This window comes from Nocardia sp. JMUB6875 (assembly GCF_041154655.1).
Taxonomy (GTDB): domain Bacteria; phylum Actinomycetota; class Actinomycetes; order Mycobacteriales; family Mycobacteriaceae; genus Nocardia.
The window spans coordinates 20318-46186 of sequence record NZ_BAAFGR010000049.1 but is presented as its reverse complement, the minus strand read 5'-3'; the positions used below and the strand labels follow the sequence as shown (position 1 = coordinate 46186).

At 68.5% G+C, this 25869-nt stretch carries 22 protein-coding genes and 1 pseudogene; 9 read left to right on the top strand and 14 right to left on the bottom strand.

The annotated features are described in order from the left end of the window. A pseudogene (locus ACAM49_RS15155) lies at nucleotides 1–624 on the top strand (hypothetical protein); the annotation flags it as partial. Nucleotides 625–634: 10 nt separating this feature from the next. Here the strand turns inward: ACAM49_RS15155 and ACAM49_RS15150 are convergent. The 5 genes from ACAM49_RS15150 to ACAM49_RS15130 all read right to left on the bottom strand — a co-directional run bounded on the left by ACAM49_RS15150 (nucleotide 635) and on the right by ACAM49_RS15130 (nucleotide 5642). Beyond that, complete coding sequence (locus ACAM49_RS15150) at nucleotides 635–1435, bottom strand: biotin--[acetyl-CoA-carboxylase] ligase (protein WP_369636132.1); 801 nt, start codon at nucleotides 1433–1435, stop codon at nucleotides 635–637. A 475-nt stretch (nucleotides 1436–1910) separates the two neighbouring features. Further along, a complete protein-coding gene (locus ACAM49_RS15145) occupies nucleotides 1911–2255 on the bottom strand; it encodes a hypothetical protein (RefSeq protein ID WP_369636131.1) in 345 nt (114 codons plus the stop codon). Beyond that, nucleotides 2255–2686, bottom strand: coding sequence for a DUF1707 domain-containing protein (locus tag ACAM49_RS15140; RefSeq protein WP_369636130.1), 432 nt, complete (start codon nucleotides 2684–2686; stop codon nucleotides 2255–2257). Before ACAM49_RS15140 ends, ACAM49_RS15145 begins: the two co-directional genes overlap by 1 nt. A 66-nt stretch (nucleotides 2687–2752) precedes the next feature. After that, entirely contained in the window at nucleotides 2753–4546 is a 1794-nt protein-coding gene (locus ACAM49_RS15135) for a biotin carboxylase N-terminal domain-containing protein (protein WP_369636129.1), read from the bottom strand. A gap of 196 nt (nucleotides 4547–4742) precedes the next feature. Beyond that, complete coding sequence (locus ACAM49_RS15130; RefSeq protein WP_369636128.1) at nucleotides 4743–5642, bottom strand: sulfurtransferase; 900 nt, start codon at nucleotides 5640–5642, stop codon at nucleotides 4743–4745. Nucleotides 5643–5807: 165 nt separating this feature from the next. On the opposite strand from ACAM49_RS15130, the gene ACAM49_RS15125 reads away from it, so the two are divergent. Next, nucleotides 5808–6656: a metalloregulator ArsR/SmtB family transcription factor gene (locus ACAM49_RS15125; protein WP_083913211.1), complete on the top strand. Its 849-nt coding sequence runs from the start codon at nucleotides 5808–5810 to the stop codon at nucleotides 6654–6656. Here ACAM49_RS15125 and ACAM49_RS15120 read toward each other — a convergent pair. The 6 genes from ACAM49_RS15120 to ACAM49_RS15095 all read right to left on the bottom strand — a co-directional run bounded on the left by ACAM49_RS15120 (nucleotide 6582) and on the right by ACAM49_RS15095 (nucleotide 12912). Further along, on the bottom strand, nucleotides 6582–7223 hold the full coding sequence (locus ACAM49_RS15120) for a nucleoside triphosphate pyrophosphatase (RefSeq protein ID WP_369636127.1): 642 nt from the start codon (nucleotides 7221–7223) through the stop codon (nucleotides 6582–6584). The two genes, ACAM49_RS15125 and ACAM49_RS15120, sit on opposite strands and share 75 nt — an antisense overlap. Nucleotides 7224–7229: 6 nt before the next feature. Then, nucleotides 7230–7547 carry an acyl-CoA carboxylase subunit epsilon gene (locus ACAM49_RS15115; protein ID WP_369636134.1) on the bottom strand — a complete coding sequence of 106 codons (318 nt, stop codon included), beginning with the start codon at nucleotides 7545–7547 and terminating at the stop codon, nucleotides 7230–7232. A gap of 215 nt (nucleotides 7548–7762) precedes the next feature. Next, nucleotides 7763–9400, bottom strand: a complete 1638-nt coding sequence (locus tag ACAM49_RS15110; RefSeq protein WP_369636126.1) for an acyl-CoA carboxylase subunit beta — start codon at nucleotides 9398–9400, stop codon at nucleotides 7763–7765. 240 nt (nucleotides 9401–9640) lie between these two features. After that, nucleotides 9641–10831: a beta-propeller fold lactonase family protein gene (locus ACAM49_RS15105; RefSeq protein ID WP_369636125.1), complete on the bottom strand. Its 1191-nt coding sequence runs from the start codon at nucleotides 10829–10831 to the stop codon at nucleotides 9641–9643. A gap of 175 nt (nucleotides 10832–11006) precedes the next feature. Then, on the bottom strand, nucleotides 11007–12347 hold the full coding sequence (gene lat / locus ACAM49_RS15100) for an L-lysine 6-transaminase (protein ID WP_369636124.1): 1341 nt from the start codon (nucleotides 12345–12347) through the stop codon (nucleotides 11007–11009). A 112-nt stretch (nucleotides 12348–12459) separates the two neighbouring features. Then, on the bottom strand, nucleotides 12460–12912 hold the full coding sequence (locus ACAM49_RS15095; protein WP_033085113.1) for an Lrp/AsnC family transcriptional regulator: 453 nt from the start codon (nucleotides 12910–12912) through the stop codon (nucleotides 12460–12462). Nucleotides 12913–12970: 58 nt separating this feature from the next. Here ACAM49_RS15095 and ACAM49_RS15090 point away from each other — a divergent pair, with 58 nt between their 5' ends. Then, the gene (locus ACAM49_RS15090; protein WP_369636123.1) at nucleotides 12971–14500 is read left to right on the top strand and encodes an aldehyde dehydrogenase family protein; all 1530 of its coding nucleotides are present in this window, start codon (nucleotides 12971–12973) and stop codon (nucleotides 14498–14500) included. Here ACAM49_RS15090 and ACAM49_RS15085 read toward each other — a convergent pair whose 3' ends face one another. Together ACAM49_RS15085 and ACAM49_RS15080 are read right to left on the bottom strand one after the other, a co-directional pair. Continuing rightward, nucleotides 14501–15349: an SDR family oxidoreductase gene (locus tag ACAM49_RS15085; RefSeq protein WP_369636122.1), complete on the bottom strand. Its 849-nt coding sequence runs from the start codon at nucleotides 15347–15349 to the stop codon at nucleotides 14501–14503. Beyond that, nucleotides 15346–16305, bottom strand: a complete 960-nt coding sequence (locus ACAM49_RS15080) for a patatin-like phospholipase family protein (RefSeq protein WP_369636121.1) — start codon at nucleotides 16303–16305, stop codon at nucleotides 15346–15348. The genes ACAM49_RS15085 and ACAM49_RS15080 overlap by 4 nt, the downstream gene beginning before the upstream one ends. 69 nt (nucleotides 16306–16374) lie before the next feature. Here ACAM49_RS15080 and ACAM49_RS15075 point away from each other — a divergent pair, with 69 nt between their 5' ends. Beyond that, nucleotides 16375–17028: a TetR/AcrR family transcriptional regulator gene (locus ACAM49_RS15075; RefSeq protein ID WP_369636120.1), complete on the top strand. Its 654-nt coding sequence runs from the start codon at nucleotides 16375–16377 to the stop codon at nucleotides 17026–17028. Here ACAM49_RS15075 and ACAM49_RS15070 read toward each other — a convergent pair. Then, nucleotides 16982–17524: a histidine phosphatase family protein gene (locus ACAM49_RS15070; RefSeq protein WP_369636119.1), complete on the bottom strand. Its 543-nt coding sequence runs from the start codon at nucleotides 17522–17524 to the stop codon at nucleotides 16982–16984. The genes ACAM49_RS15075 and ACAM49_RS15070 overlap by 47 nt on opposite strands. 151 nt (nucleotides 17525–17675) lie before the next feature. On the opposite strand from ACAM49_RS15070, the gene ACAM49_RS15065 reads away from it, so the two are divergent. From ACAM49_RS15065 to ACAM49_RS15045, 5 genes are all read left to right on the top strand, one after another. Next, complete coding sequence (locus ACAM49_RS15065; protein ID WP_369636118.1) at nucleotides 17676–22343, top strand: ATP-dependent helicase; 4668 nt, start codon at nucleotides 17676–17678, stop codon at nucleotides 22341–22343. 6 nt (nucleotides 22344–22349) lie between these two features. Next, on the top strand, nucleotides 22350–23129 hold the full coding sequence (locus tag ACAM49_RS15060) for a DNA-formamidopyrimidine glycosylase family protein (RefSeq protein ID WP_369636117.1): 780 nt from the start codon (nucleotides 22350–22352) through the stop codon (nucleotides 23127–23129). Between the two features lie 106 nt (nucleotides 23130–23235). After that, complete coding sequence (locus tag ACAM49_RS15055) at nucleotides 23236–24306, top strand: hypothetical protein (RefSeq protein ID WP_369636116.1); 1071 nt, start codon at nucleotides 23236–23238, stop codon at nucleotides 24304–24306. A gap of 148 nt (nucleotides 24307–24454) precedes the next feature. Beyond that, the gene (locus ACAM49_RS15050; protein ID WP_369636115.1) at nucleotides 24455–25267 is read left to right on the top strand and encodes an SAM-dependent methyltransferase; all 813 of its coding nucleotides are present in this window, start codon (nucleotides 24455–24457) and stop codon (nucleotides 25265–25267) included. Between the two features lie 108 nt (nucleotides 25268–25375). Next, nucleotides 25376–25861 (top strand): hypothetical protein, encoded by a 486-nt coding sequence (locus ACAM49_RS15045; RefSeq protein WP_369636114.1) that lies wholly within the window; start codon nucleotides 25376–25378, stop codon nucleotides 25859–25861. Nucleotides 25862–25869: the final 8 nt, after the last annotated feature.

The window sequence follows — 25869 nt, the reverse complement described above, 5'->3', positions numbered from 1 at the left end:
GCGGCCACCGCCCCGGTCCCGGCCGCCCCGCCGCCCACCAGAATCCTGACCGCGCCCCCACCCGGCTTCGCCGAGCGCGAGATCGGCGCGGAGGGCGAACCGCCGCCGGTCGCGGTGGTGCCGCCGTCGTCCGCCGTGCACACCCGCACGAAAACCACTCGGCACCAAGGCTTTCCGCGGCGTCTCGCCCTGGTGACCGCCATCGCCGCCGTATTGGTCGGAGCCGGTTCGGGCTGGGCCGTCTGGCACGCGGGGCACCATCCGACGCCGCAGCCGGTCACCTCCTCACAGCCGCAACCGCCGCCCGCCTCGTCGGTGACCGGCGCGACCACCGAGCCGCACACCACCCGGGTCGAAACCACCGCACCCGTGAATCCCGCACCGGCCCCGCGGTCTTCGACGGTCGAGACGACGGAGCCGCCGCCGTCCACCACCGCGCCGCAACCGGGCCCGACCAGCCTGCCGATTCCGTTCCCGGGCAATATCACGCCAGGAAACCTCGCTCCCCCGAGCGAGGAGCCGCCGAGCCAGGACAGAGCCCAGGGGAACGGCGATGACCAGGGCAATGGCGGCGGGCATGACAAGACCGATAAGCCCGCCAAACCCACCAAGAAGCCGAGGTAGGTGCGGGCGGTCAGTATTCGGCGCGCAGGTGCGTGACGTCACCCGCGGAGACCGAACGATCCCCGATGAGCAGGCGGCCGGTCCCGTCGACGCCGGTGGCGCGGCCGGTGATCACCTCGCCGCCGGGCAGCTCGGCCCGGACCTCGGTGCCGATGGTCGAGCAGCGCTCCCGGTAGGCGGCCGAGAGATCGGCGATATCCCAGCCCGAGGCCTCCCAGGTGGTGAACCGGTGCGCGAATTCACGCAGGATCGCGAGCACCAACGCGGTGCGATTCGGATTGTCGACGCCGGACAGCACCAGCGAAGTGGCATGGGGCACAGGGAGTTCCGCCTCGGTGAGGCTCACGTTCAGCCCCACGCCGACCACGACCGCGGGATCGGTTCCGGTGGAGGCGATCTCGGCGAGGATGCCCGCCAGCTTACGGCCGTCGACGAGAACGTCATTGGGCCACTTCAGCACCGCCTTCACACCGGTGAGCCCGCGCACCGCGTCCACCACCGCGATGCCGGTCAGCAGCGGCAGCCAGCCCAATATCTCCGGAGCGATCCCGCGCACCCGCGTCAGCACCGACATAGCCAATTGTGCCCGGGGCGGGCTCACCCACTGCCGATCGTGCCGCCCGCGACCGCGCTCCTGCGTCTCGGCGATCAGCACCACCCGATCCGCACTCGAATCCGCGGCCCGCGCAACCAGATCCGCATTCGTCGAGCCCGTCGACTCCACCACCTCGACGGCCGAGAAGAACGCCAGCCCCGGCACCTCGGTGACACTGCGGGCCAGCAAGTCAGCATCAAGCGGCGACCTATCCATATCCCAGACGCTACTACCTCGCGCGATCCCGGTCCGGCGCAGCCATCATGCGAAAGGGCGGGCCCGCATTGGACCCGCCCTCGCGCTCGTGTCGCCTACTGGTCGGCGCGGACCAGCCGGTCAGCATTCAGCGGCGACCTATCCATGTCCGCTGACGCTACCCCGGCAATTTTTCGAAACTCAACGTGACCACTGATCTCGTGCCGACCGGGGTAACTCGTCGGGGACGTCCAGAATAGTTTCGGCAGCCGACCGCCGGCACGGATGCGAAACTGTCAACGGCACTCTGCCGTCCGCTAGGGGCGCGGAGAGGCGGGACTGCTCCGGATCGCGGACCCGCCAGTTGGTGAACGACGCCGCCGTCGCCCGATCCGATTGGTGTCTACTCCAGCTCCACATAACCGCCTCCCCTGGTCGTCGGTTTCGGATGCGACTCCAGAGTCCCCTATGAGCGGGTGCGAGCACGAGCGATTTTTCAGGCGTCGAGCGGCTCCAGGCCGAGCGCACCGGCGGTGAAGCGGCGCACCGTCACCAGGCCGTCCGCGAGTGCCGAGTCGTATCCCGTTCGGGCCCAGCCGGTCACGGTCGCGGTGCCGTCCGGATTGGGCCGCACGCCGATCTCGGCGACCATCTCGGCGGTGGTGGGCACGCACACCGCCCACGAGAAGTGGCTCTCCTCGGCCCATTCCGAGGTCCGCCGGGCCACGTACTCCGGATCGGTGATACCGCCGTCGGCCAGGGCCGGACGGTCGTCGATGCGCTCATCGGCGCGCAGCGCGCGCAGGTACCAACTGCCCGCGTTGATCTCGATCGGCTCCATCAGTCCTCCGATCCGCGCTCGAGCCGCCGCTGCCGTCCCCCGCGCCGATCGCCCCGATTCCGGCGACGCGAATTGTCCCGGCTGCCGAACAGGGCCGCGCCGGCCAGCGGAATCAGCAGGAACACCCACCACTGGTGGCTGACGATCGCGATGATCACGCACAGGATGGTGATCACCGGCATCGCCCGTTCCTGCCACTGGGAGCCGAAGCGCGACTCCCGTTGCGCCGGAACGGTCTTCTCCGCGACGGGCAGCGGCAGATCCGTGAACACCTGGTCGAGGTCGCCACGCGTCAGCGCGGCCGCCACGATGCCACTGCGCTCGTCGAACTCCGCGACGCTGAGCCGTCCGGCCGCGAAATGATCGGACAGCCGCTTCATCGCGTCCTCACGCTCGGCGGTGCCAATGCGGATTTCGGGTGGTTCAGCCATGTCACGACATTAGCGCGAAAGGCCGCCCACCTCGCAGGTGAGCGGCCTTTCACGAATTGCTTTGCGTTACTTGATCTCGGCCAGGACAGTGCCCTGGGTGATGGCCGCACCGGCCTCCACCGCGAGTCCGGTGATAACACCGGCCTTGTGCGCGGTGACCGGGTTCTCCATCTTCATGGCCTCGAGCACCACGACCAGATCACCGGCCTCGACGGTCTGACCCTCTTCGACGGCGACCTTCACGACGGTGCCCTGCATCGGGGCGGTCACGGCGTCACCCGACGCCGCGCCACCGGCCGCGCCGCCACGCTTGCGCGGCTTGGGCTTCTTACGCACCGCACCCGCGCCGTTGGCGGACGCGGCCGCACCGACGGAGAACTGTCCCGGCAGCGACACTTCCAGACGTCGGCCGCCGACCTCGACGACCACCTTCTGCCGCGGCGCTTCGTCCTCGTCCTCGATGGGCTGGGCACCGGTGTAGGGCTCGATCGGGTTGTCCCACTCGTTCTCGATCCACTTGGTGTAGACGTCGAACTTGGTGCCGTCACCGATGAACGCGGGGTTCTCCACGATGTGGCGGTGGAACGGGATGACCGTGGCCAGACCCTCGATCTCGTATTCGGCCAGCGCGCGGGCGGCACGCTGCAGCGCCTGCTCACGGTTCTCACCGGTCACGATCAGCTTGGCCAGCATCGAGTCGAACTGGCCGCCGATGACCGAACCCGCGACCACACCGGAATCGACGCGCACGCCGGGACCGGCGGGCTCCTTGTACACCACGACCGGGCCGGGAGCGGGCAGGAAGCCGCGACCGGCATCCTCACCGTTGATCCGGAACTCGAAGGAGTGACCGCGCGGGGTCGGGTCCTCCTTGATCGAGAGCTCGTGGCCCTCGGCGATGCGGAACTGCTGGCGCACCAGGTCGATTCCCGCGGTCTCCTCGGTGACCGGGTGCTCGACCTGCAGGCGGGTGTTCACCTCGAGGAACGAGACGGTCTCACCCTGCACCAGGTACTCCACGGTGCCCGCACCGTAGTACCCCGCCTCACGGCAGATCCGCTTGGCGGACTCGTGGATCTTGGAGCGCACCTCGTCGGACAGGAACGGCGCGGGCGCCTCCTCGACCAGCTTCTGGAAGCGACGCTGCAGCGAGCAGTCACGGGTGCCGGCGACCACGACGTTGCCGTGCTTGTCGGCGATGACCTGCGCCTCGACGTGGCGGGCCTTGTCCAGGTACTGCTCCACGAAGCACTCACCACGACCGAAGGCCGCCACGGCCTCGCGGGTCGCGGACTCGAACAGCTCCGGGATCTCCTCGATGGTGTGGGCGACCTTCATGCCGCGGCCACCACCACCGAAGGCGGCCTTGATGGCCACCGGCACGCCGTACTCCTTGGCGAACGCGACGACCTCGTCGGCGTTCTTGACCGGGTCCTTGGTGCCCGCGGCCATCGGCGCCTGCGCACGCTCGGCGATGTGGCGGGCGGTGACCTTGTCACCCAGATCCCGGATCGACTGCGGCGACGGCCCGATCCAGATCAGGCCCGCGTCGAGCACGGCCTGGGCGAAATCGGCGTTCTCCGACAGGAACCCGTAACCGGGGTGGATCGCGTCCGCGCCGGCCTTGGCGGCGGCATCGAGGATCTTGTCGAACACCAGGTACGACTCGGCCGAGGTCTGCCCACCCAGCGCGAACGCCTCATCGGCCAGCTTCACGAACGGCGCGTCCGCGTCCGGCTCGGCATACACGGCGACGCTGGCGATCCCGGCGTCCTTGGCAGCCCGGATCACGCGCACGGCGATCTCGCCTCGATTGGCTACGAGGACCTTCGTGATCTGCGCGTTGGCATGGTTGGGCACTGAGCCTCCTGTGCTCTGGATTTTTCGTCAGTCGGGATTGTAGGCATCGTGCCAACAAAGCCCGAAAGGGGATAGGGCTACTAGAGAGTAAGCCCGAAGAGTGAGCAATTCGACTCTCGGGGCTCTCGTTTTTAGAACCTGTTCTACCAGACTCCGATGCGGCCCCTCAATGAATCATCAGGGAGGGGCCCGAACGTTACGAGCTTGCCATGGACACGGGGGCCGCGCCCGGCTCTTGCCCGATCACGATGGGCGCACCCACGGCATTGGCCCACTCGGTCCAGGAGCCGTCGTAGTTGCGGACGCCGTAGACGCCCAGCAGGTACGTGAGAACGAACCAGGTCAGGGCCGAGCGCTCGCCGATGCGCGAGTAGACCAGAGGCGCGACCCCCTCCGCGACCGCGCCGTAGATGACATCCAGTTCGGCGCGCGGACGGAATCGGGCGTCCGCGCCGACCGAGGAGGTCCACGGGATGTTGATCGCGGTCGGGATGTGGCCCGCGCGCAGCGCCTGCTCCTCCGGGCGGTCCAGCACCACCAGTTCGCCCGTGTACTCCTCGAAGACGCGCGAGTCGATGAGCGGGCCGCCCAGGTGGGCGAGCACGTCGTGCCGGAAGGCGCGCGCGGTCTTGTCGTCGCGGTCGAGGACCGGGTACTCGCCGAGCCCGGCGGCGGGCACCTCGAAGGTGGTGTCGCGGGCCTCGGAGATCCAGGCGTCGCGGCCGCCGTCCAGCAGGCGCACGTCCTCGTGTCCGAAGAGGGAGAACACCCACAGGGTGGCGGCCGCGGTGCCGTTGGATTTGTCGCCGTAAATCACCACGGTGTCGTCGCGCTCGATGCCCTTGGCACGCATAAGGTTGGCGAAAGCCGCGCCGTCGACGACATCGCGGGTACGAGGATCGATCAGCTCGGAACGCCAGTCGACCTTGATGGCACCCGGGACATGACCGATGTCGTATAGCAATATGTCTTCGTTGGACTCGATGATCTTGAGCCCCGGCGTGCCGATGTTTGCCGACAGCCACTCTGTGGTTACTAGTCGGTGAGGATGTGCGTAGGAGCCGAACGGTTGATGCGGATCCGGAGCGACGGGCACGTTGTGGTCCTTCACGCGTGGTGGGTTAGGTATTGGCGGTTCGAATCTCGACACCGATCGTAGGCATGTGGTGGATACGAAACTCGTTTCAGATCACGAATCGGATGATTGGGCGAATTAATCGCAGCTTCATCCGATAAAGTCTCTCGAGAGGAGGGGTGAGCTATGTCCGATTCTTGGCCGAGGCGGCGGCTGCTTGCGATCCTACGTGGCGCCAGCGAGCCTCTCGACGCCCAGGAACTGGCGCGCGTCACCGGCCAGCATGTGACTACGGTTCGTTTCCATTTGGACGTCCTCACCCGCGAATCCCTGGTCCGCCAATTCCAGCAGCCGCCGCGCGGTCGCGGCCGCCCCCGCATCGGCTACACCGCGGTGCAGCGATCGGTCGGTTATCAGGAATTGGCGCAAGTCCTGGCCGACCAGCTGGGCAGCGACCCGCGCCGCCGCTCCGACGCCGCCATCTCGGCCGGGCGCACCTGGGGCGCGAAACTGGAGGCGGCCGATCAGCCCGTCGAATCGCTCGAGGACGCCAAGGACCTCACCGTCACCCTCATGTCGGAGCTCGGCTTCGCCCCCGAACGCGACCACGCCAGCGAGACCGAGGAATCGGCGCTCATCCGCATGACCGCCTGCCCGCTGCGCGAACTGGCCCGCACCCACTCCGAGGTGGTGTGCGGCGTGCACCTGGGGCTCATGCGAGAAGTGCTGGACCGCAACGGCGGTCGCGAGAGCGTGAACGTGCGCCTGCACCCGTTCGTGGAACCCGAACTGTGCGTGGCGCGGCTGGAGCTGCTGCGCGGTCGCACCGGCGAGGCCGTGCGCGAGGAGGATCAGCCCGCCGATTCCGGCGAGCCCCGATTAGCGCCCGCGACCAGCCGCATCGCGCCGCAACTGCGCACCACGACCGAACCCCAGTTACGCAGTGCCACAGAGCCGCAATTACGCGCGGCCACCGACCCACAGCTGCGCAATGCCGACGCCCACCTCGGCAAGCAGTCGACGAACCAGCGGTAGCCCGATACCGATCACGCTCGACGGATCACCGTCGATGCGGTCCACGAACCAGCCGCCCAGCCCGTCCAGGGTGAAGGAGCCGGCCACCTGCAAGGGCTCCCCCGTCGCGATGTACGCGTCGAGTTCCTCGGGTTCCGGCTTGGCGAAATGCACGGTGGTGGAACTGCAATCGGCTGCCTCGCCGACGATCTCGCCGTCGCGCAGCCGCAGCACACTGTGCCCGGTGAGCAGATCCGCACTGCGCCCGGCCATCTCGGCCCAGCGGGCGCGCGCCACCTCCGGGGTCAGCGGTTTGCCCTGCAGCACGCCGTCCACCAGCAGCATCGAATCGCAGCCCACCACAACGGAATCGGCGAAGGCCGGATCATCCGCCACCTGGCCGGCGATCTCCCGGGCCTTGGCGCGAGCCAGCTCGATCACCACCCGATCGGGCGCGGTGTCGGCGGGCAGGGCCGCGGCGATGGCGTCCTCGTCCACATGGGAGACCCGGACGACCGGTTCGACACCCGCGTTGCGCAGGACGCCGAGCCGGGCCGGAGATTGGGACGCCAGTACGAAGACGGTCACGAGCCGTCAGTCGCGCAGATGCGAGAGCGCCGGGAAAGCGTAGGGAGAGAAGGGCGAAGTGCCGCGGTGCGCCAGGGTCGGGCGACCCCAGTGGTCGGCCGGGCCGTTGTCGGCCGGTGCGGCGGCGGCGCCGGCCGACGCGGCGGCGAACACGGTGAGCAGTGCGGCGAGCTCGACGTCGGTCGGGTTGCCCTTCAGGACCCGGATGACCGGTTCGGTGCTCGACGGTTCGACCTCGGTGACGGCCTTCTCGACGGCGTCCGCGATCTCATCGACTCCGGCTAGATCCAGTTCGGCGGCGCGCAGTACTTCTTCATCGGCCATGGTCGTCACAGCGCCAGTCCTCCTGTCCGTTCGCCGCGTGGTGGGCGGCGTGTTCGCGGCCGGAGCATGTCTTCCGGGACGCAAACGGTATTCGATACAACCCCCGACAGCGAGGGTCATTCCTGAACATCTTTGCTCGGATGAGGCGATCGTGCGCGGTACGAGTCGTTTGTCCTAATGGACAGTGTGCGCCCCATACCGCGCTTATCGCATTATCAGAGCGGAATGTTGCCGTGCTTCTTCGGCGGCAAGGAGACCATCTTCCGCTCCAGCAGCCGCAGCGCCGACACGATCTGACCGCGGGTGTGCGACGGCGGAATGACCGCGTCCACATAGCCGCGCTCGGCCGCCACGTACGGGTTCACCAGGGTGTCCTCGTACTCGTTCTGCAGCTCGAGGCGCAGGGCATCGACGTCGTTGCCCTCGGCGGCGGCCTGCTGCAGCTGCTTGCGGTAGACGAAACCGACCGCCCCGGACGCACCCATGACCGCGATCTGAGCGGTCGGCCACGCCAGGTTCACATCGGCGCCCATGTGCTTGGAACCCATGACGTCGTAGGCGCCGCCGTAGGCCTTGCGGGTGATGATTGTGATCTTGCCCACAGTGGCCTCACCGTAGGCGTAGAGCAGCTTCGCGCCGCGGCGGATGATGCCGTTGTATTCCTGGCCGGTGCCGGGCAGGAAGCCGGGCACGTCCACCAGGGTGATGATCGGGACGTTGAAGGCGTCGCAGGTGCGCACGAAGCGCGCGGCCTTCTCGGAGGCGTCGATGTCCAGGCAGCCCGCGAACTGCGAGGGCTGGTTGGCGACGAAGCCGACGCTGCGGCCGTCGATGCGGGCGAAGCCGACGATCACGTTCATCGCGCGCTCGGCCTGGACCTCGAGGAACTCCTCGTCGTCCACCAGGCGCTTGATGACCTCGTGCATGTCGTAGGGCTGGTTCGGGGAGTCCGGGACGATGGTGTCCAGCTCGAGGTCGGCCTCGGTGAGGTTCTCCTCGATGGCGCCCGCGGCGGCGGTGGCCGGGAAGCGCGGGGCCTCGGCGCGGTTGTTGCTCGGCAGGTAGCTCAGCAGATCGCGGACGTAGTCCAGGGCGTCCTGCTCACCGGAGGCGACGTAGTGCGCGACACCGGACTTGACCATGTGGGTGTGGGCGCCGCCCAGCTCCTCCATGGTGACTTCCTCGCCGGTGACGGTCTTGATCACGTCGGGACCGGTGACGAACATCTGCGAGGTCTGGTCGACCATGACCACGAAGTCGGTCAGCGCGGGCGAGTACACGTGACCACCCGCGGCCGGGCCCATGATCAGCGAGATCTGCGGGATGACGCCCGAGGCCTGGATATTGCGGTGGAAGATCTCACCGTAAAGACCCAGGGAGACAACGCCTTCCTGGATGCGCGCGCCCGCGCCCTCGTTGATGCCGATGAGCGGGCGGCCGGTGCGCAGCGCCAGATCCATCACCTTGACGATCTTCTCGCCGTAGACCTCGCCCAGCGAGCCGCCGAAGACGGTGACGTCCTGGGAGAAGATGCAGACGTCGCGGCCGTCGATGGTGCCGTAGCCGGTGACCACGCCATCGCCCAGCGGACGCTGGTTCTCCAGGCCGAAGTTCACGCTGCGGTGCCGGGCCAGCGCGTCGAGTTCGACGAACGAGCCCTCGTCCAGCAGGGCGAGGATGCGCTCGCGCGCGGTCATCTTGCCCTTGGCGTGCACCTTGTCGACCGCGGCCTCACCCATCGGATGCTTGGCCTCTTCCAGCCGATTGCGCAGGTCAGCCAGCTTGCCGGCGGTGGTGTGGATATCTGGGGCACCTGCCGAACCCGGCGAAGGCTGCTGCTGGACACTCGTCATGACGGGGAGTGTAACCAGTATCAGAGGCCTTATGTAATCCAGACGGGGCTACTCGTGAGTATGGTTATTGGCTCCCTGCCAGTAGAAAGCCGCAGGTAGATACCACTATTCGGGTCATATACGATCCCGACCCGAACAATGTTCAATAGCAAATCTCCCCAGTCATCGGGACCAGCTTTTGGCGGGGTCCACACTCGGCGCACGCCGTGTCGGTACTCACCGCACGACGCCCTGGTGGACTCACCGCATGACGCCGGTGTGGCCGGTCGAGTACCGACCGGGCTGGGGCCAGATGGTGAGACCGTGCGCGCCGCGGCCGACGGGTATGCGGGCCAACAGTTTCCACTCCACGATGTCGATGGCGTACACCTCGCCGTGATGGCGGCCCGAGACCCAGAAGACGCGGCCGTCGGCGGAGAGATTGCCCATATCCGGGCTGCCGCCGCCCGGAATGGGCCACTTGTTGACGAGCTTGCCGGTCGCGAAGTCCCAGAGCGAGATGCTGCCTTCCTTGCGATTGGTGATGAGCATCTGCTTGGAGTCGCGGGTGACGTAGAGGCCGTGGGTGCCCGCGCCGGTCTCCAGGAATCCGGTGTTGTCGAAGGTCTTGGCGTCGAAGACATAGATGCCGTTGGCCATCATGTCGGCGACGTAGAAGGTCTTGCCGTCGGGCGAGAGCTTTACGTCCTGCGGCATACCCGAGCGGCCGCCGGGCAGGTCGATCATGCGCAGCAGGGCCAGGTTCGCGATGTCGACGACGGCCATGCGGCCGCTGAACTCGCAGCTGACCAGGGCCGTGCGGCCGTCGGCGGTGAAGTCCATGTGATTGACGCCGGGGCAGTCGGGCACCGCGATGTCGTGCAGCTTCTGCCAGGTGTGCGGGTCGTAGAGGTCCAGTGAGCGGTCGGCCTCGGCGACCACGAGGGCGTACTTGCCGTCCGGGGTGAAGTACATGTTGTACGGGTCGCGGACGGGGATGGGGTCGCCGGGCTTGCCGGTGCGCGGATCGATGGGCAGCAGGCTGCCGCTGCCGATGGGCAGGTCGTTGTTGGCGTAGAGCATCTGCAGGTCGTAGGACGGGACGACATGCTGGGGCTCGCGGCCGCCGGACGGGAAGGTGTCGATGATCTGGAAGCTGTCCGGGTCGATGACGGTGATGGTGTTGGACTCGCTGTTGGGGACGTAGACGCGGGTGGGCTGATCGGCCACGGCCGGGCTCAGCTCGCGGGTGGCGGCGTAGACGTCGGCCGGTGAGAGCGGGGGCGGCATGCCGGGCAGCAGGTTCGGCGCCTCGGCCGCGGCGGGCGACGCGCTCGCGGGGGTGGACGAGGGCGTGGACGACTGCGAGGCCGGACCGGATTGGCCACCTGAGCAACCGGCCAGCATCACTGCGGAGAGAATCAGACCCAGACGTGCACGGCGCGCGATCACGGAATGCACCGTGCCATGACGGCATTGCGGTGAGCTGACATGTCGTCGAATAGTAGGCGGCGACATGGCGGTTCGCGGCGGGTTCACGGAGTGTCCCGCCGCGCCACGCGGTTCGGACAATGGCCACTAATCAGTTAATGCGGGCAACCCGGACCGACCCGGTCCGGGTTGTGGCTCAACGCAATACGCGCTCGAGGGCGTCTACGGCCTCGTCCAGTTCCGCCTTGGTTACCGTCAGCGGCGGGCGGAATCGGATACCGCGATCGCCGGTGCCGAGGATCAGGATGCGCTCCTCCTCGCGCAGCCGGGTCACCACCTCGTCGCGCAGCTCCGGCGTCGCCAGGGTGATCGCGCACATGAGCCCGCGGCCGCGCGGATCGGTGACTTCCGCATGGGCGCTGGACAATTCGGTCAGCCGGGCGAGCAGGTGCGGGCCGAGTTCGCGGGCGCGGGCCACCAGGTCCTCGTGCTCCATGACCTCGAAGACGCGCCGGGCCCGGACCATATCGGCCAGATTGCCGCCCCAGGTGGAGTTCAGGCGCGAGCTGACGTGGAAGACATTGTCGGGCACCTCGTCCACCCGGCCGCCGGCCATGATGCCGCAGACCTGGGTCTTCTTGCCGAACGCGACGATGTCGGGTTCCAGGCCGAGCTGCTGGTAGGCCCACACGGTGCCGGTCATGCCGACGCCGGTCTGCACCTCGTCGAGAATGAACAGGGCGTCGTTGGCGTGGCAGAGCTCCTGGATCGCGCGCAGGAATTCCGGGCGCAGATGCCGGTCGCCGCCCTCGCCCTGAATCGGCTCGGCAATGAAACACGCTATGTCGTGCGGGTTTTCGACGAAGGCGCGGCGGGCCTGGTCGAGCGCGTGCGCCTCGGCGGCCTCGATATCGGGGTGATCGGGTCCGGTGTACGGGGTGTCGATGCGCGGCCAGTCGAACTTCGGGAAGCGCGCGGTCTTGACCGGATCGGTGTTGGTGAGCGAGAGCGTGTAGCCGGTGCGGCCGTGGAAGGCCCCATTCAGGTGCAGCACCTTGGTGCCGAGTTCGGCTGGGCGCCCGTGCATTTCGTTGTGGCGGGACTTCCAGTCGAAGGCCGCCTTGAGCGCGTTCTCGACCGCCAGACCGCCGCCGTCGATGAAGAACAGGTGCGGCAGTCGCGGATCGCCCAGCACACGCACGAAAGTGTCCACGAAGCGCGCCATTTCGACGGTGTAGATGTCGGAATTGCTGGGCTTGTTGAGCGCCGCGGCGGTGAGGTTGGCCAGGAAGTGCTTGTCGCCCAGCAGCGCCGGATGGTTCATGCCGAGCGTGTTGGAGGCGAAGAAGCCGAACATGTCGAGGTACGCGGTGCCGTCGCGGGCATCCACGAGTCGACGTCCGCGCGACTTGCGCAGATCGAGAACGAGGTCGAAGCCGTCGGCGAGAATGCTCGCGGCCAGGATCTCGTGCACCCGGGCGGGGGTGACCAGTGTGGTTTCGGCTGCCGCCCCGAGCCGATCGAGTCCGAGGGTCACGCCACCCAGCGTAAATGAATTTTTACGGCTTTGCCCGCAAGTTCAGGAACTATTCCGCCCGTAACCGTGTCGTCACCCGAATGTCTGCGGCCTACTTGCCCGGGTCCGTGGCCTACTTGTCATAGAATGTCTGCAGGATGATGGTGCTACGCGTTCGCACATTGGCAGTCGCGCGGATCTCCTGGAGCAGTTGCTCGAGGTGCCTGGGCGAGGCCACCCGCACCATCAGCATGTAGCTCTCATCGCCGGCCACCGAGTGACACGCCTCGATGCCCGGAATGTGCTGCAGCAGTGCGGGAGCGTCATCGGGCTGGGACGGATCGAGAGGAGTGATCGCGACGAATGCGGAGAGCATCTGCCCCAGCGCCTCGGGATCGACGTTCGCCGTGTATCCGCGAATCACGCCCCGCGCCTCCAGCCGCCGCACTCGCGACTGCACCGCGGACACCGAAAGGTTGGCCTTCTCCGCCAGATTGGACAGGGTGGCGCGGCCATCGGCAATCAGCTCACGGATCAGCAGTCGATCGATGTCGTCGAGTACGGGTTTCGCCGGTGTATCCGCCATCAGCGAAGGCTAACGCAGCGAACCGAACTCGGTGCCGGAACCCAACCTGGAGCATGTAATGAGTCACGCACTGTCAGACCTGGCCACCCGTGAGCTACGTGAGCGCGCGGAGAACGTACTGCGACGGCTGGGCGTCGAACCGCCCGCACCGGGCGAACTTCCCGCGCGCACCCCGATCACCGGCAGCGAGCTGATGACCCTGCGGGCGAGCACGTCCGCCGAGGTAGAGGCCGCCATCGCGCGGGCCGACGCGGCCTTCCGGAGCTGGCGGACCGTGCCCGCGCCGCAGCGGGCGGCGGTGGTGCGGCGGCTGGCGGCGCTGCTCACCGAGCATCTGGACGATCTGGGCGAACTGGTCACGCTGGAGGCGGGCAAGATCGGGCCGGAGGCGCGCGGCGAGGTCCAGGAGATGATCGATGTCTGCGAGTTCGCCATCGGGCTCTCGCGGCAGTTGTACGGCAAGACCATGCCCTCGGAGCGGCCGGGGCACCGGCTCATGGAGACCTGGCATCCGCTGGGTGTGGTCGGGGTGATCTCGGCGTTCAACTTCCCGGTCGCGGTGTGGGCGTGGAATACCGCCATCGCGCTGGTGTGCGGGGACACGGTGGTGTGGAAGCCGTCGGAGACGACGCCGCTGACGGCAGTGGCCTGTCATGAACTGCTGCGGCGGGCCGCGCTGGATGTGGGCGCGGATCCCGAAGTGCACCAGCTGATTCAGGGTCCCGCGCCGGTCGGTGAGCAGTTGGTGGACGATCCGCGGGTGGCGCTGGTGAGCGCGACCGGGTCGGTGCGGATGGGGCAGCAGGTCGCGCCGCGGGTGGCGGCTCGGTTCGGGCGCTGCCTGCTGGAGCTCGGCGGCAATAACGCCGCGATCGTGACGCCCTCGGCGGATCTGGAATTGGCTACGCGCGGAATCGTTTTCGCGGCCGCTGGCACGGCGGGCCAGCGCTGCACCACGCTGCGGCGGCTGATCACGCACGTGGATGTCGCAGGGCCGCTGCTGGATCGGATTTCGGCTGCGTATCGACAGCTGCGCGTGGGTAATCCGCTCGAGGAAGGCGTTCTCGTCGGGCCGCTCGTCAATGAGCGCGCCTTCGACGGCATGCGGGCGGCACTGGACCGGGCGCTGGCCGACGGAGGCGAGCTGGTCTGCGGTGGCGAGCGTATCGAGGGGCCGGGCGAGGACGCCTTCTACGTCCGCCCGGCCGTGGTGCGCATGCCCGCGCAGACCGCCGTGGTGCGGGAGGAGACCTTCGCGCCGATCCTCTACGTGCTCACCTACCACGACCTCGACGCCGCCATCGAGATGCACAACGCTGTGCCGCAGGGACTTTCGTCGTCGATCTTCACGCGGGATCAGCGTGAGGCCGAGCGGTTCCTGGCCGCGGACGGGTCGGACTGCGGCATCGCCAATGTCAATATCGGCACCTCGGGGGCCGAGATCGGCGGGGCGTTCGGCGGGGAGAAGCAGACGGGCGGCGGCCGGGAATCCGGGTCGGATTCCTGGAAGGCGTATATGCGCCGGGCCACCAACACCGTCAACTACTTCACCGAGCTGCCGCTGGCGCAGGGCATTCGGTTCGAGTAGCTACTCCTCCTCGGAAGCGATCGCGCGCACCTGCGCCTCGTACTGGGCGCGCACCTTCTCGTCCGCGGGATGCAGGGCGCGGTCGCCGTTGAAGAACCTGCGCACCAGGCGCACCGCGGGTTCGGGCGCGGCGGCCAGCGCGACATCGATGGGGCCCAGGTAGTTCGGGACGGCGACCTCGGCGCGGCGGGTGCGCACCGTGGCCAGGATGGACGCGGCGACATCCTCGGGATCGACGGTGGGCATACCGCCGCCCAGGCTCAGGCCCGAGGACAGGCGGGTGCGCACGGCCGAGGGCATGACGCAGCTGACGCTGACCCCGTGCGGCGCGAACTCCAGACGCGTTGCGGCGGAAAGGCCAACGGCGGCGAACTTGCTGGCGTTGTAGACGGCCAGGCCCGCGATCGGGATCTTGCCCGCCAGCGAGGCGACGTTCACGACGTGGCCGCGGCCGCGGTCGATCATGCCGGGGACGACGGCGCGCATGCCGTGGATGAGGCCCCAGACATTGACGTCGATGGTGGTGTGGCCCACGGCATCCGGCTCGTCGAGGAAGGCTCCCGCGGGCATGACGCCCGCATTGTTGACCAGGATGTCGATGCGGCCGAAGTCGGCGACGACCTTGTCCCACTTCCCGCGATCGCGCACGTCGAGCTCGAAGGCTTTGGCCCCCAACGCGGCTGCCGCGGCCTGGGCGGCGGCGGTGTCCACATCGGCGATGGCGACCACCGCGCCCTTGCTCGCGAACAGATCGGCCGTGCACTGGCCGATGCCTCGGCCCGCGCCGGTAATCAGGACCCGCGCACCGTTGAGATCGATTGCCGGGTAGTTGTTTCCGAGAATGCTCATGCGAAGGCTCCCTGCTCGACCCGGCGGCGGATGCTGCCCAGGCTGTGTTCGAAGGTGGCGAGACGGCGGCGGCCGTCCATGAAATTGGGGCCCATCACGGCCAGGTCCTCGGCGGTGGCATCCAGGCGCAGCACCTTGGTGCCGGTGGCGCGCAGCAGGGCGATCTCGGCATCGAGCTTCTCGCTCATGCGGTTTCGCAGCTGACGCTCGAGGAAGTGGCCCGCGCTCGTCACCGGCAGGCGGCCGGTGGAGGCCATGGGGGCGATCACCACGACCTCGTCCAGCTCGGCCGGGATGAGCAGGTCGACCGAGGCGGTGGAGGCCGCGCCGCCGTCGATGAAGTGGCGGCCCGCGATCGGGACGGCCGGGAACCAGCCGGGCACCGCCCACGAAGCGCGCAGGGCGGCACCGAGATTCGCGTCGGGGGCCGACGGGGAGCCGAAGGCCACCCGCTCGCCGGTGGCATTGTCCATCGACACCAGCCAGGTCGCCGGATGCTCGACCCACTCGCGGCCGGGGTTCAGGCGCTCGGCCAGGCGCTGGAGCCAGGTCGGGTCGCCGCCCCCCTGCGGCAGCAACCCGCTTCCCGCGGTGAGCAGGGCGTGGCCATTGCCGGGGCGGGCCAGCAACTCTCGGACCGCGCGGCCCGGCGCGCCCAGGCGCGGGCGCGGCAGGGGCGGGAATCGCCCTGGCTCCGAACGCATGTGGGCGGTGAGGATCGGGTTGGTGGCGGTGCCGCGCTGCATGGCGACCAGGTCGTCCACCCCGATGCCGCTGCCCAGCATGGTCAGCGTCTCCGCGCCCGCCGAGGTGCCGATCATGACGTCGGCGGTGCGCGGGTCCCAGTCCAGTACGTCCCGCACCGCGGCCAGCGCGGCGACGATCCAGGCCATGCCGACCGTGCCGCCGCAGCCGATGGCCAGGCCACGTCGCTGTGACCCGTTCCTGTTACTCATGGTTTCGAACACTAGCAGTTTTCAGATACTCCCGGTATCCCAAATCTTCGAGTACATAGAATCGTGGCCATGGCACGACTCACCAGGACCGAGAGCCAGGCCCGCACCCGCGCGGACCTGCTCGCCACCGCGCGTGACATGTTCCTGACCGACGGTTATGCCAAGACCAGCCTGGATCGGGTCGCGGAGGAGGCGGGGTACTCCAAGGGCGCGGTCTACTCGAACTTCAAGACCAAGTCGGCGCTGTGCCTGGAAGTGCTGACGCTCATCCACGAGACCAAGTTCGAGGAGGTGAGCGAACTGGTCACCAGCGGGGACACCCTCGAGGCCCGGCTCGAGCGCCTCCAGGGCTGGGCCGAGCGGACCCTCGGCGATGTCGGCTGGACCATGCTGGAATTCGAGTTCGCCATCGTGGCCCGCGACGATCCGGCGCTGCGGGCGGAACTGGTGTCCGGCTGGAGCTTGGTGCGCGGCACCATCGCCACCCAGCTGCAGGCGCTCGCCGATTCCATGGACCTGGAACTGCCGCTATCCGCCGAGGACGCTGCGACCGCGGTGCTGAGTCTCGGCGTGGGACTGGGCATTCAGCGGGCCTTGGATCCGAGTCTGTCGGCGCGGCTCGTCACCGACACCGTGCGCGCGCTGCTGAGCGGAGGATTCAACGGCGGTGTCGGATTCAGCGAAAGTGGAGCGTCCACTCTCCGCGATAGTGCAGCCGGGTGACGCTGACCGGGGGAACGTCTATGCGCCAGAACGACTTCGCGGGCGCGTCCAAGGTGACCAGCAGGGCCGCGCGGATGACGGCCGGATGGGTGATGGCGATGGTGGGTTCGCCGTCGAGGGCGATATCGGCCAGCCATTCGCCGGTGCGCTCGATGACATCGACCACCGCCTCGCCGCCGTGGCCGCGATAGGCCGGGTCCGTGAGCCAGAGGTAGAGGTCCTCTTTCGGGACGGACATGAGTTCGCCGCCGCGCCAGGCGCCGGCGTCGAGGTCGCGTAGTCGGTCGTCCTCGTCGCCCATCAGGCCCATGATGGCCGCGGTCTCGACGGTGCGGCGCTCGGGGGCGGTGACGACCCGGGCGGCGGTCAATCGGCCGCACGCGGAGACCGCTCGGCGCCCTGATTCGGTGAGCGGTTCGTCCACAGGGAAACGTGCTTTGCGCATCGCCTCGGTCATACCGTGACTGACCAAGTCGAGCCGGAGCACCTTCTGCACGGTCCGAAGCCTACGCGCGGGGACCTGGGGCGTTGCACGATTGCCCGGTCTTCGCTGTGCCCGGGGAACCCGGAAATCGGACAGTTAGGGGAACCGACCGGTTGGGGGCGGGGTGGCTGGATCTGTCGGTGGTCGGGTGCAGACTGTGGCCATGGATCGGTTCTCCCGCGCTACCAGAGAGTGGTTCGACGGCGCGTTTCCCGCGCCCACGGCCGCGCAGCTGGGGGCCTGGGAATCGATCGCGGCGGGGCAGCACACGCTGGTGGTCGCGCCCACCGGGTCGGGCAAGACGCTCTCGGCGTTCCTGTGGGCGATCGATCGGCTGGCCACCCGGGAACCGGAGACGGGGCCGCGCAAGACGTCGGTGCTCTACATCTCGCCATTGAAGGCGCTGGCGGTGGATGTCGAGCGGAATCTGCGCGCGCCGCTCGTGGGGATCACGCAGACGGCCAAGCGGCTGGGGATCGACGCGCCCGAGATTCGGGTGGGGGTGCGGTCGGGGGATACCAGTGCGGCGGATCGGCGGACCATGCAGCGCACGCCGCCGGACATTCTGATCACCACACCGGAATCGCTGTTCCTCATGCTGACCTCGGCGGCGCGGGAGACGCTGAGCGGGGTGCACACGGTGATCGTGGACGAGGTGCACGCCATCGCGGGGTCCAAGCGCGGTGCGCACCTGGCGCTTTCGCTGGCCCGGCTGGACCTGCTGACCGAGCGCCCGGCGCAGCGGATCGGGCTGTCGGCGACGGTGCGGCCGCCGCAGGAGGTGGGGCGGTTCCTGGTCGGGAGCGCGCCGATCACCATTGTGTCGCCGCCCGCGCCCAAGACCTTCGACCTGTCGGTGCGGGTGCCGGTGGCGGATATGACCGAACCCGATGCGGGCGGGGAGGATTCGGATCAGCCCGGCTCGATCTGGCCGCATGTGGACGAGGCCATCGTGGATCTGGTGCTCGAGCACCGGTCCTCGATCGTGTTCGCGAATTCGCGGCGGCTCTCGGAGCGGCTCACGGCGCGGTTGAACGAGGCGTACGCGGCGCGCATCGGGGAGGCGGTGGAGACCGAGCACAAGCCGCCCGCGCAGCTGGGGGCCTCCACCGAGGTGATCCACGGGGCAACAACGCTTTTGGCGCGGGCGCACCACGGGTCGGTGAGCAAGGAGCAGCGGGCGCTCATCGAGGACGACCTCAAGAGCGGGCGACTGCGGTGCGTGGTGGCCACCAGCAGCCTCGAGCTCGGCATCGATATGGGTGCCGTCGAGTTGGTGGTGCAGGTGGAGGCGCCGCCGTCGGTGGCCTCCGGGCTGCAGCGGGTGGGGCGCGCCGGGCATCAGGTGGGTGAGATCTCGCGGGGCGTCATCTTCCCGAAGCACCGGACCGATGTCATTCACTGCGCGGTGGCCTCCATGCGCATGACGGCCGGGCAGATCGAGGAACTGCAGGTGCCCGCGCATCCCCTCGACATCCTCGCCCAGCAGACCGTGGCGGCCTGCGCGCTGGAGCCGATCGACGCGGACGCCTGGTTCGAGACGGTGCGCGGCACGGGAAGCTATGCGGCGCTGCCCCGTTCGGCCTATGAGTCCGTCCTCGATCTGCTGGCGGGCCGTTACCCCTCCGATGAGTTCGCCGAACTCCGCCCTCGCATCGTCTGGGATCGCGACGCGGGCACGCTCACCGGCCGCCCCGGCGCACAGCGACTGGCGGTGACCTCGGGTGGCGCCATCCCCGACCGCGGCCTGTTCCCGGTCTTCATGGTCGGCGAAAAGGCCTCCCGTGTCGGCGAACTCGACGAGGAGATGGTCTACGAATCGCGCGTCGGCGATGTGTTCGCCCTCGGCGCGACCAGTTGGCGGATCGAGGAGATCACCTTCGACCGGGTGCTGGTGACGCCGGCGTTCGGACTCCCGGGCCGACTCCCCTTCTGGCACGGCGACTCCCTCGGCCGCCCCGCCGAATTGGGTGCGGCGCTGGGCGAATTCGTGCGGCATGCCGGGCAGGAACTCGAGAAGAACAAGAAGTCGAAGGACTCCGAGGTCGAAACCGTCGCGCTGCAGGGCGGATTGGACGAGAACGCGACCGCGAACCTGGTGGCGCTGCTCAGCGAGCAGCGGGAGGCCACGGGACAGCTGCCGACGGATCGGACGCTGATGGTCGAGCGGTTCCGGGACGAACTGGGCGACTGGCGGGTCGTCTTGCATTCGCCGTACGGGCTGCCGGTGCATGCGCCGTGGGCATTGGCGGTGGCGGCTCGGCTGCGGGAGCGGTTCGGGGTGGATGCCGCGCCGACGCCGTCGGATGACGGGATCGTGGTGCGGCTGCCGGATACGACCGATGATCCGCCGGGGGCGGAATTGTTCGTGTTCGAGACCGACGAGATCGATGATCTGGTGACCGAACAGGTCGGGGGCTCGGCGCTTTTCGCGTCGCGGTTCCGGGAGTGTGCGGCGCGGGCGCTGTTGTTGCCGCGCCGCGATCCGGGCAAGCGGGCGCCGTTGTGGCAGCAGCGGCAACGGGCGGCGCAGCTGCTGGATGTGGCGCGCAAGTTCCCGGAGTTCCCGATTCTGTTGGAGACCGTGCGCGAATGCCTGCAGGACGTGTACGACCTGCCGTCGCTGCGGGAGCTGCTGGGCCGGGTGGCGCGGCGGCAGATTCGGCTGGTGGAGGTGGAGACGGCCGCGCCGTCGCCGTTCGCGAACTCGCTGCTGTTCGATTACATCGGGCAGTTCATGTACGAGGGCGACAGTCCGCTGGCCGAACGGCGGGCTGCGGCACTGTCGTTGGATTCCAGTCTGCTGGCGGAGTTGCTCGGGCGGGTGGAGCTGCGCGAGCTGCTGGACGCGGCCGTCCTGGAGCAGACCGAGCGGGAATTGCAGCGGCTCACGCCCGAACGGCAGGCGCGGGATATCGAGGGGCTGGCCGATCTGCTGCGGCTGCTCGGGCCGATCACGGCCGAGGAAGCTGATGAGCGGTGCCAGGCCGATCCGCGGGAATGGTTCGCGGAACTGGTGAAAGCGCATCGGGCGCTGGAGGTTTCGTTCGCGGGGTCGCGGTGGTGGGTGGCCATCGAGGATGCCTCGCGGTTGCGGGACGCGCTGGGGGTGCCGTTGCCGATCGGGGTTCCGGCGGCGTTCATCGAGCCCGTCGCCGATCCGCTTGGCGATCTCATCGGGCGGTACGCGCGCACGCATGGGCCGTTCACCCTGACCCGGGTCGCGCACCGGTTCGGACTCGGACCGGCCGTGGCGGCCACCGCGCTGCATCGCCTCGGAGTCGAGAAACGGGTGGTGGAAGGCGAATTCACGCCCGGCTCGGTGGGATCAGAATGGTGCGACAGCGAGGTGCTGCGCCGCCTGCGCCGCCGGTCGCTGGCCGCCGCTCGCAAGGAGGTCGAACCGGTGGCGACCGCCGCGCTGGGCCGGTTCCTGCCGTCCTGGCAGCATGTCGGGACCGGCGAGCTGCGCGGGGTGGACGGCGTCGCGGCAGTGGTGGAACAGCTTGCGGGCGTACCGATTCCGGCCTCGGCGTGGGAATCGCTGGTCCTGCCGCTGCGGGTGCGCGACTACTCCCCCGCCCTGCTGGACGAGCTCATGGCCACCGGTGAGGTGATCTGGTCCGGGCACGGGTCCATCACCGCCAAGGACGGCTGGATCGCACTGCATCCGGCCGAACAGGCCGGGCTGACGCTGCCGCCGCCGGACGATATCGACCTGACCGAGCGGCACATCGGACTGCTGACGACCTTGGGGGCCACCGTGATCGGCGGCACCGTGGACCCGGCCGCGCAAGGCACCGACGACTCGGCCTCACTGCCGAAGGGCGAATACCAGGTCGTGCCCGGCAACACCGGCGGCGCGTACTTCTTCCGCCAGCTGCTGGATTCCGTCGGCTCCGGGGACATCGGCACCTCCCACGACGTCGCGGGCTCCGCGGACGAGGCGGCGGTGACCTCGGCCCTCTGGGATCTGGTGTGGGCCGGGCACATCGGCGGCGACACCTTCGCCCCGGTCCGCGCCCTCCTGGCAGGCACCACCCGCACCACCACCGCACACCGCACTCCCCGCCGGGCACCGCGCGGCCGAATGTATCTGCCGCGCACCGGAATGCCCGCCCGGACCAGCTCCCCCCAGGTAGCAGGCCGCTGGTCCCTCCTACCGGAACGCATCGCCGACAACACGATCCGCGCCCACGCCACCGCCGACGTCCTCTTGGAACGCTACGGCGTCCTCACCCGAGGCTCGGTCCAAAGCGAAGGCGTCCCCGGCGGCTTCGCCCTCATGTACCGCGTCCTCACCGAATTCGAGGACCGCGGCCGCTGCCGCCGCGGCTACTTCGTCGACTCCCTCGGCGGCGCCCAATTCTCGACCACCGACGTGGTCGACCGCCTCCGCTCCTTCGACACCGACCGCGCCCGCGCCGCGGACTCGTTCGGCTCCGAGCCGGTCGGCAATGCGATGGCGCTGGCCGCGTGCGATCCCGCGAATCCCTATGGCGCGGCACTCCCCTGGCCCAAGGCCGCCGCGGAAGGTGTGGGCCATCGACCGGGCCGCAAGGCGGGTGCCCTGGTCGTCCTCGTCGAAGGCGAACTAGCGCTGTACCTGGAACGCGGCGGCAAGACGCTGCTCACCTTCACCGAGGATCCAGCCGTCCGCACCGCGGCCGCCACCGCCCTCGCCGCCCTGGTCCACGACCGCCGCGTGGACTCCCTCGTCATCGACCGCGTGAACGGCGAATCCGTGCACGGCAACACCTTCGCTGGCTTCCTGACCGACGCCGGATTCGCCCCCACCCCCAAGGGCTTCCGCCTCCGAGGCCGCCCGTGAGCCCCCATGCCTGAAGGCGACACCGTCTACCTCGCCGCCGCCCGCCTCCGAAAAGCCCTGGCGGGCAAGCCCCTCACCCGCAGCGATTTCCGGGTGCCCCGATACGCCACCCTCGACCTGAAGGGCCAGCAAGTCGAAAGCGTCGGCACCTACGGCAAACACCTCTTCATCCGCACCCCCGCCCTGTCCATCCACACCCACCTCAAAATGGAAGGCGAGTGGCGCGTCTACTCCCCCGGCCAACGCTGGACCAAACCAGCTTTCACCGCCCGCCTGGTCCTCGCCACCGATGACGCCGAAGCAGTCGGCTTCTCCCTCGGCCTGGTCGAAGTCCTCCGCCGCCCCGACGAACACACCGCCACGGACCATCTGGGCCCAGACCTCCTGGGCCCGAATTGGGATGCGGCAGAGGCTGTCCAACGCTTGTCCCGAACCCCGACCCAGCCGATCGGCCTGGCGCTCCTCGACCAAACCAACCTCGCGGGCATAGGCAACATCTACCGCAGCGAAATCTGCTTCCTCCGCAAGATCCACCCCACGACCCCGGTAGGCGAAATCGATGACCTCCCGGGACTCGTGGACGAAGCCCACCGAATCCTCACCAAGGCAGCCCACCAACCCCCATGGCGCCCACTGGCTTACGGCCGCCAACGCCGTCCCTGCCCCCGCTGCGGCACGAACCTGGCGGTCCACCTGCTGGGCGACGATTCCCATGCCACCCGAGCCGACAGAGGCATCTACTTCTGCCCCCGCTGTCAGCCGCCGCCCACCGGTCCGCGTCCGTAGCAGCGCGCGTGGCCCTCGGCCGGACACCGGAGTTGCGAGACGCCAGGTCTCGGAGACCCCGATATGCGAGACTGGCGCGGTGCAGCCCAAGCGAAAGGTTCACTTCGTGGGCAGCCTGCCCGCGCAGTTGGACAGCCCGAATCAGGCCATGGCGTTCGCAGTCGACACGGCCGGGGAATTCCTGGATGGCACGGTTCCGGGCTGTGAAGCGGATCCATTTCGGGCCCAGTGGTACGTCCGACCCATCATCGACCGGCTCGGCGGCATCCCGGCGCTGGCGCCGGTGCGACGCGGTGATTGGTCCTCGCTGCGTTCCCGCGACACCTTTCGGCTTCAGGCGGGCCGATCGCTGACCGAAGCCGACGTCGACGCCGCGCTCGGCTATACGGCGGAGGCCGCGCGGGCCGGTGACGCGTTGGCCGACCTGCGCCGAACCGATCCCGGACTGCGCTTGCAGGTCGGTATGCCGACACCGTTCGTCGTCGGCTTCATCGCCTTCGAGGCGCGCATGCTCCGGTGGCGTCGGGGCTTTCCCTATTACCGCCCGATCGCCGACGCCACGGTCAGGGAGATCGTCCGTATCCATGAGGCGTTGGGGGACAACGTCGTATTCCAACTCGAGCTGGCAGCCGAGACGCTCCTCTGCGCGGGGACACCCGCGTTTCTGCGGCAGGGGCCGGCCGCCCTGGCGGGTCGAGCGATCGCACGCCTCGTCGCCCGGGCCCCCTATGGTTCCCGTTTCGGTGTGCATCTGTGCTTCGGGAGCCTCGACGGCAAGCCGGTCGTGGCACCGAGGTCGACTGCCCCGGTTGTCGCGCTGGCCAACGCGATAGGGCGACACTGGCCCGCGGGCAGGCATCTCGATTTCGTCCATCTGCCCATCGGCGACGGCAAGCGGGCACCGGTCCGGCCGCGGTACTACGCGCCTCTGGCGCGCCTCGAATTGCCTGTCGCCACGCGCGTTATCGCCGGGCTCGCGCTTCCGAAGCAACCGCTCGAGGAGGCACGGCAGGCGCTGGCGGCGGCGGAGGCCGCCTACGGCGGCCGATTGGACGTTGCGTCCCCATGCGGCCTGGGCCGTTACGCAACCGTCGACCAGGCGCGGGCCGCGGTGGCACGCGCGGTCGCCCTGGCTGAAACGGCTTCGAGCCCGACCCGCGACGACAGCCGGGAGTAAGTACCTGTCGCCCGGTCGTGGAATGTTGTGCCGGAACGTAATTCGCCGATCACTCGATCGCGGGAACGAATACCGCCACCACGCCGGGGTGACGACAGATCGCTGGAGTCACACACATCCGGAATGGTGGTCGACTACCGTTACATCTGTGGTCGAGGAAGCCGAGGGGCCTGCGTCGGAGCGCGCGCGGACACCGCACCCGTTCGACCCCGGCGAGCTGAGCTCCGCCCGGGTATACGACTACTTGCTCGGCGGAAAGGACCATTACGAGGCCGACCGGGAAGTGGCCGGTCGGATGCTCGCGCGCGTGCCCGAACTCAAGACCTTGGTCTGGTTCACCCGGGGTTTCGTGCTCAAAGCGGTCGAGATGGCCGCCGAGGCAGGCATCCGGCAATTCCTCGATCTCGGCTCGGGTATCCCGGTCTCGCCCGCCGTGCACGAGGTGGCTCGAAAGTTCGAGCCCTCGGCGCGGGTGGTGTACGTCGACTACGACCCGATCGTGGTCACCCACAGCACCGCACTACTGGCCGGGCCACCCGGGATCACGGCGCTGCTGGGCGATATTCGTTGCCCCGGTGATATTCTCGACCAACTCGACCGCGACGCGCTGATCGACTTCGACGAGCCGGTAGCCGTCCTGTTCTCCGGCGTTCTGCACTACGTGATGGACGATGAAGGCCCCGCCGACATCGTCGCGACCTTCCGTGATCGGTTGACGCCGGGCAGTTACGTGGCGATCAGCCATGGCTCCCTCGATTCCGACCCCCAGATACTCCAGGTGCTCATGGGCACCAAAGACAGTCCGGCCCAGGTCGCCTTCCGGTCCACGGCGCAGACGCAGTCGTTCCTGGCCGGCTTCGAGTTGTTCGAGCCCGGCGTGGTGCCCGTGCAGCAGTGGCTGCGCCCCGACCTGCCGGACACTCGGATGGTCATGCTCGGTGCTATCGGGCGCAAACCCTGAGAAGCCGCGCCGAGCGCGAGTACTCTCGAATGCGCCGATTTTGCTGTTGCCCCGATTCGTACTCGAACCTGAATCATGCGCTGTCCCAGTTGATCAGAGGATGAAGAGATGAAGTCCTTCAATATCGTCGCTGGTGTCGTGTCGTCGATCATGACGGTCGCCGTGGTCACGACCGGCGCCTCGGTTGTCAACGCCCCTGCCGCATTCGCCGCTCCTGGCGGGTTCCTCCTCACCAAAGACGTTCCCACCCTTGATGATCTACACGATCAGGTCGTATTCCTGATCGAAACGCCCGGCGTCTCCGATGAGGCCAAGGCAGCCAATATGGAAGGCGGAATGGGGGCGGTTCAGGTCGCGGACGCCATCTACAACAGCGGCATGTTCCGGGCCCCCTACGGGTCGAACGAGATCACGGGTCCCGAAACCCACGACGGCAACGTGCATACCGCGATGCTGCGTACCAGGTCGGTGGGACGGCCGGATATCACCGCGCGCGTGGTCTGGAAGCGGATCGATGGTGTCTGGAAGCTCTCCAACAGCTCCGTGTGCGAGGGCGTCAAGGCCATCGGTCTGCCGATGTCCTGCAGCTTCTGACCGGCTCC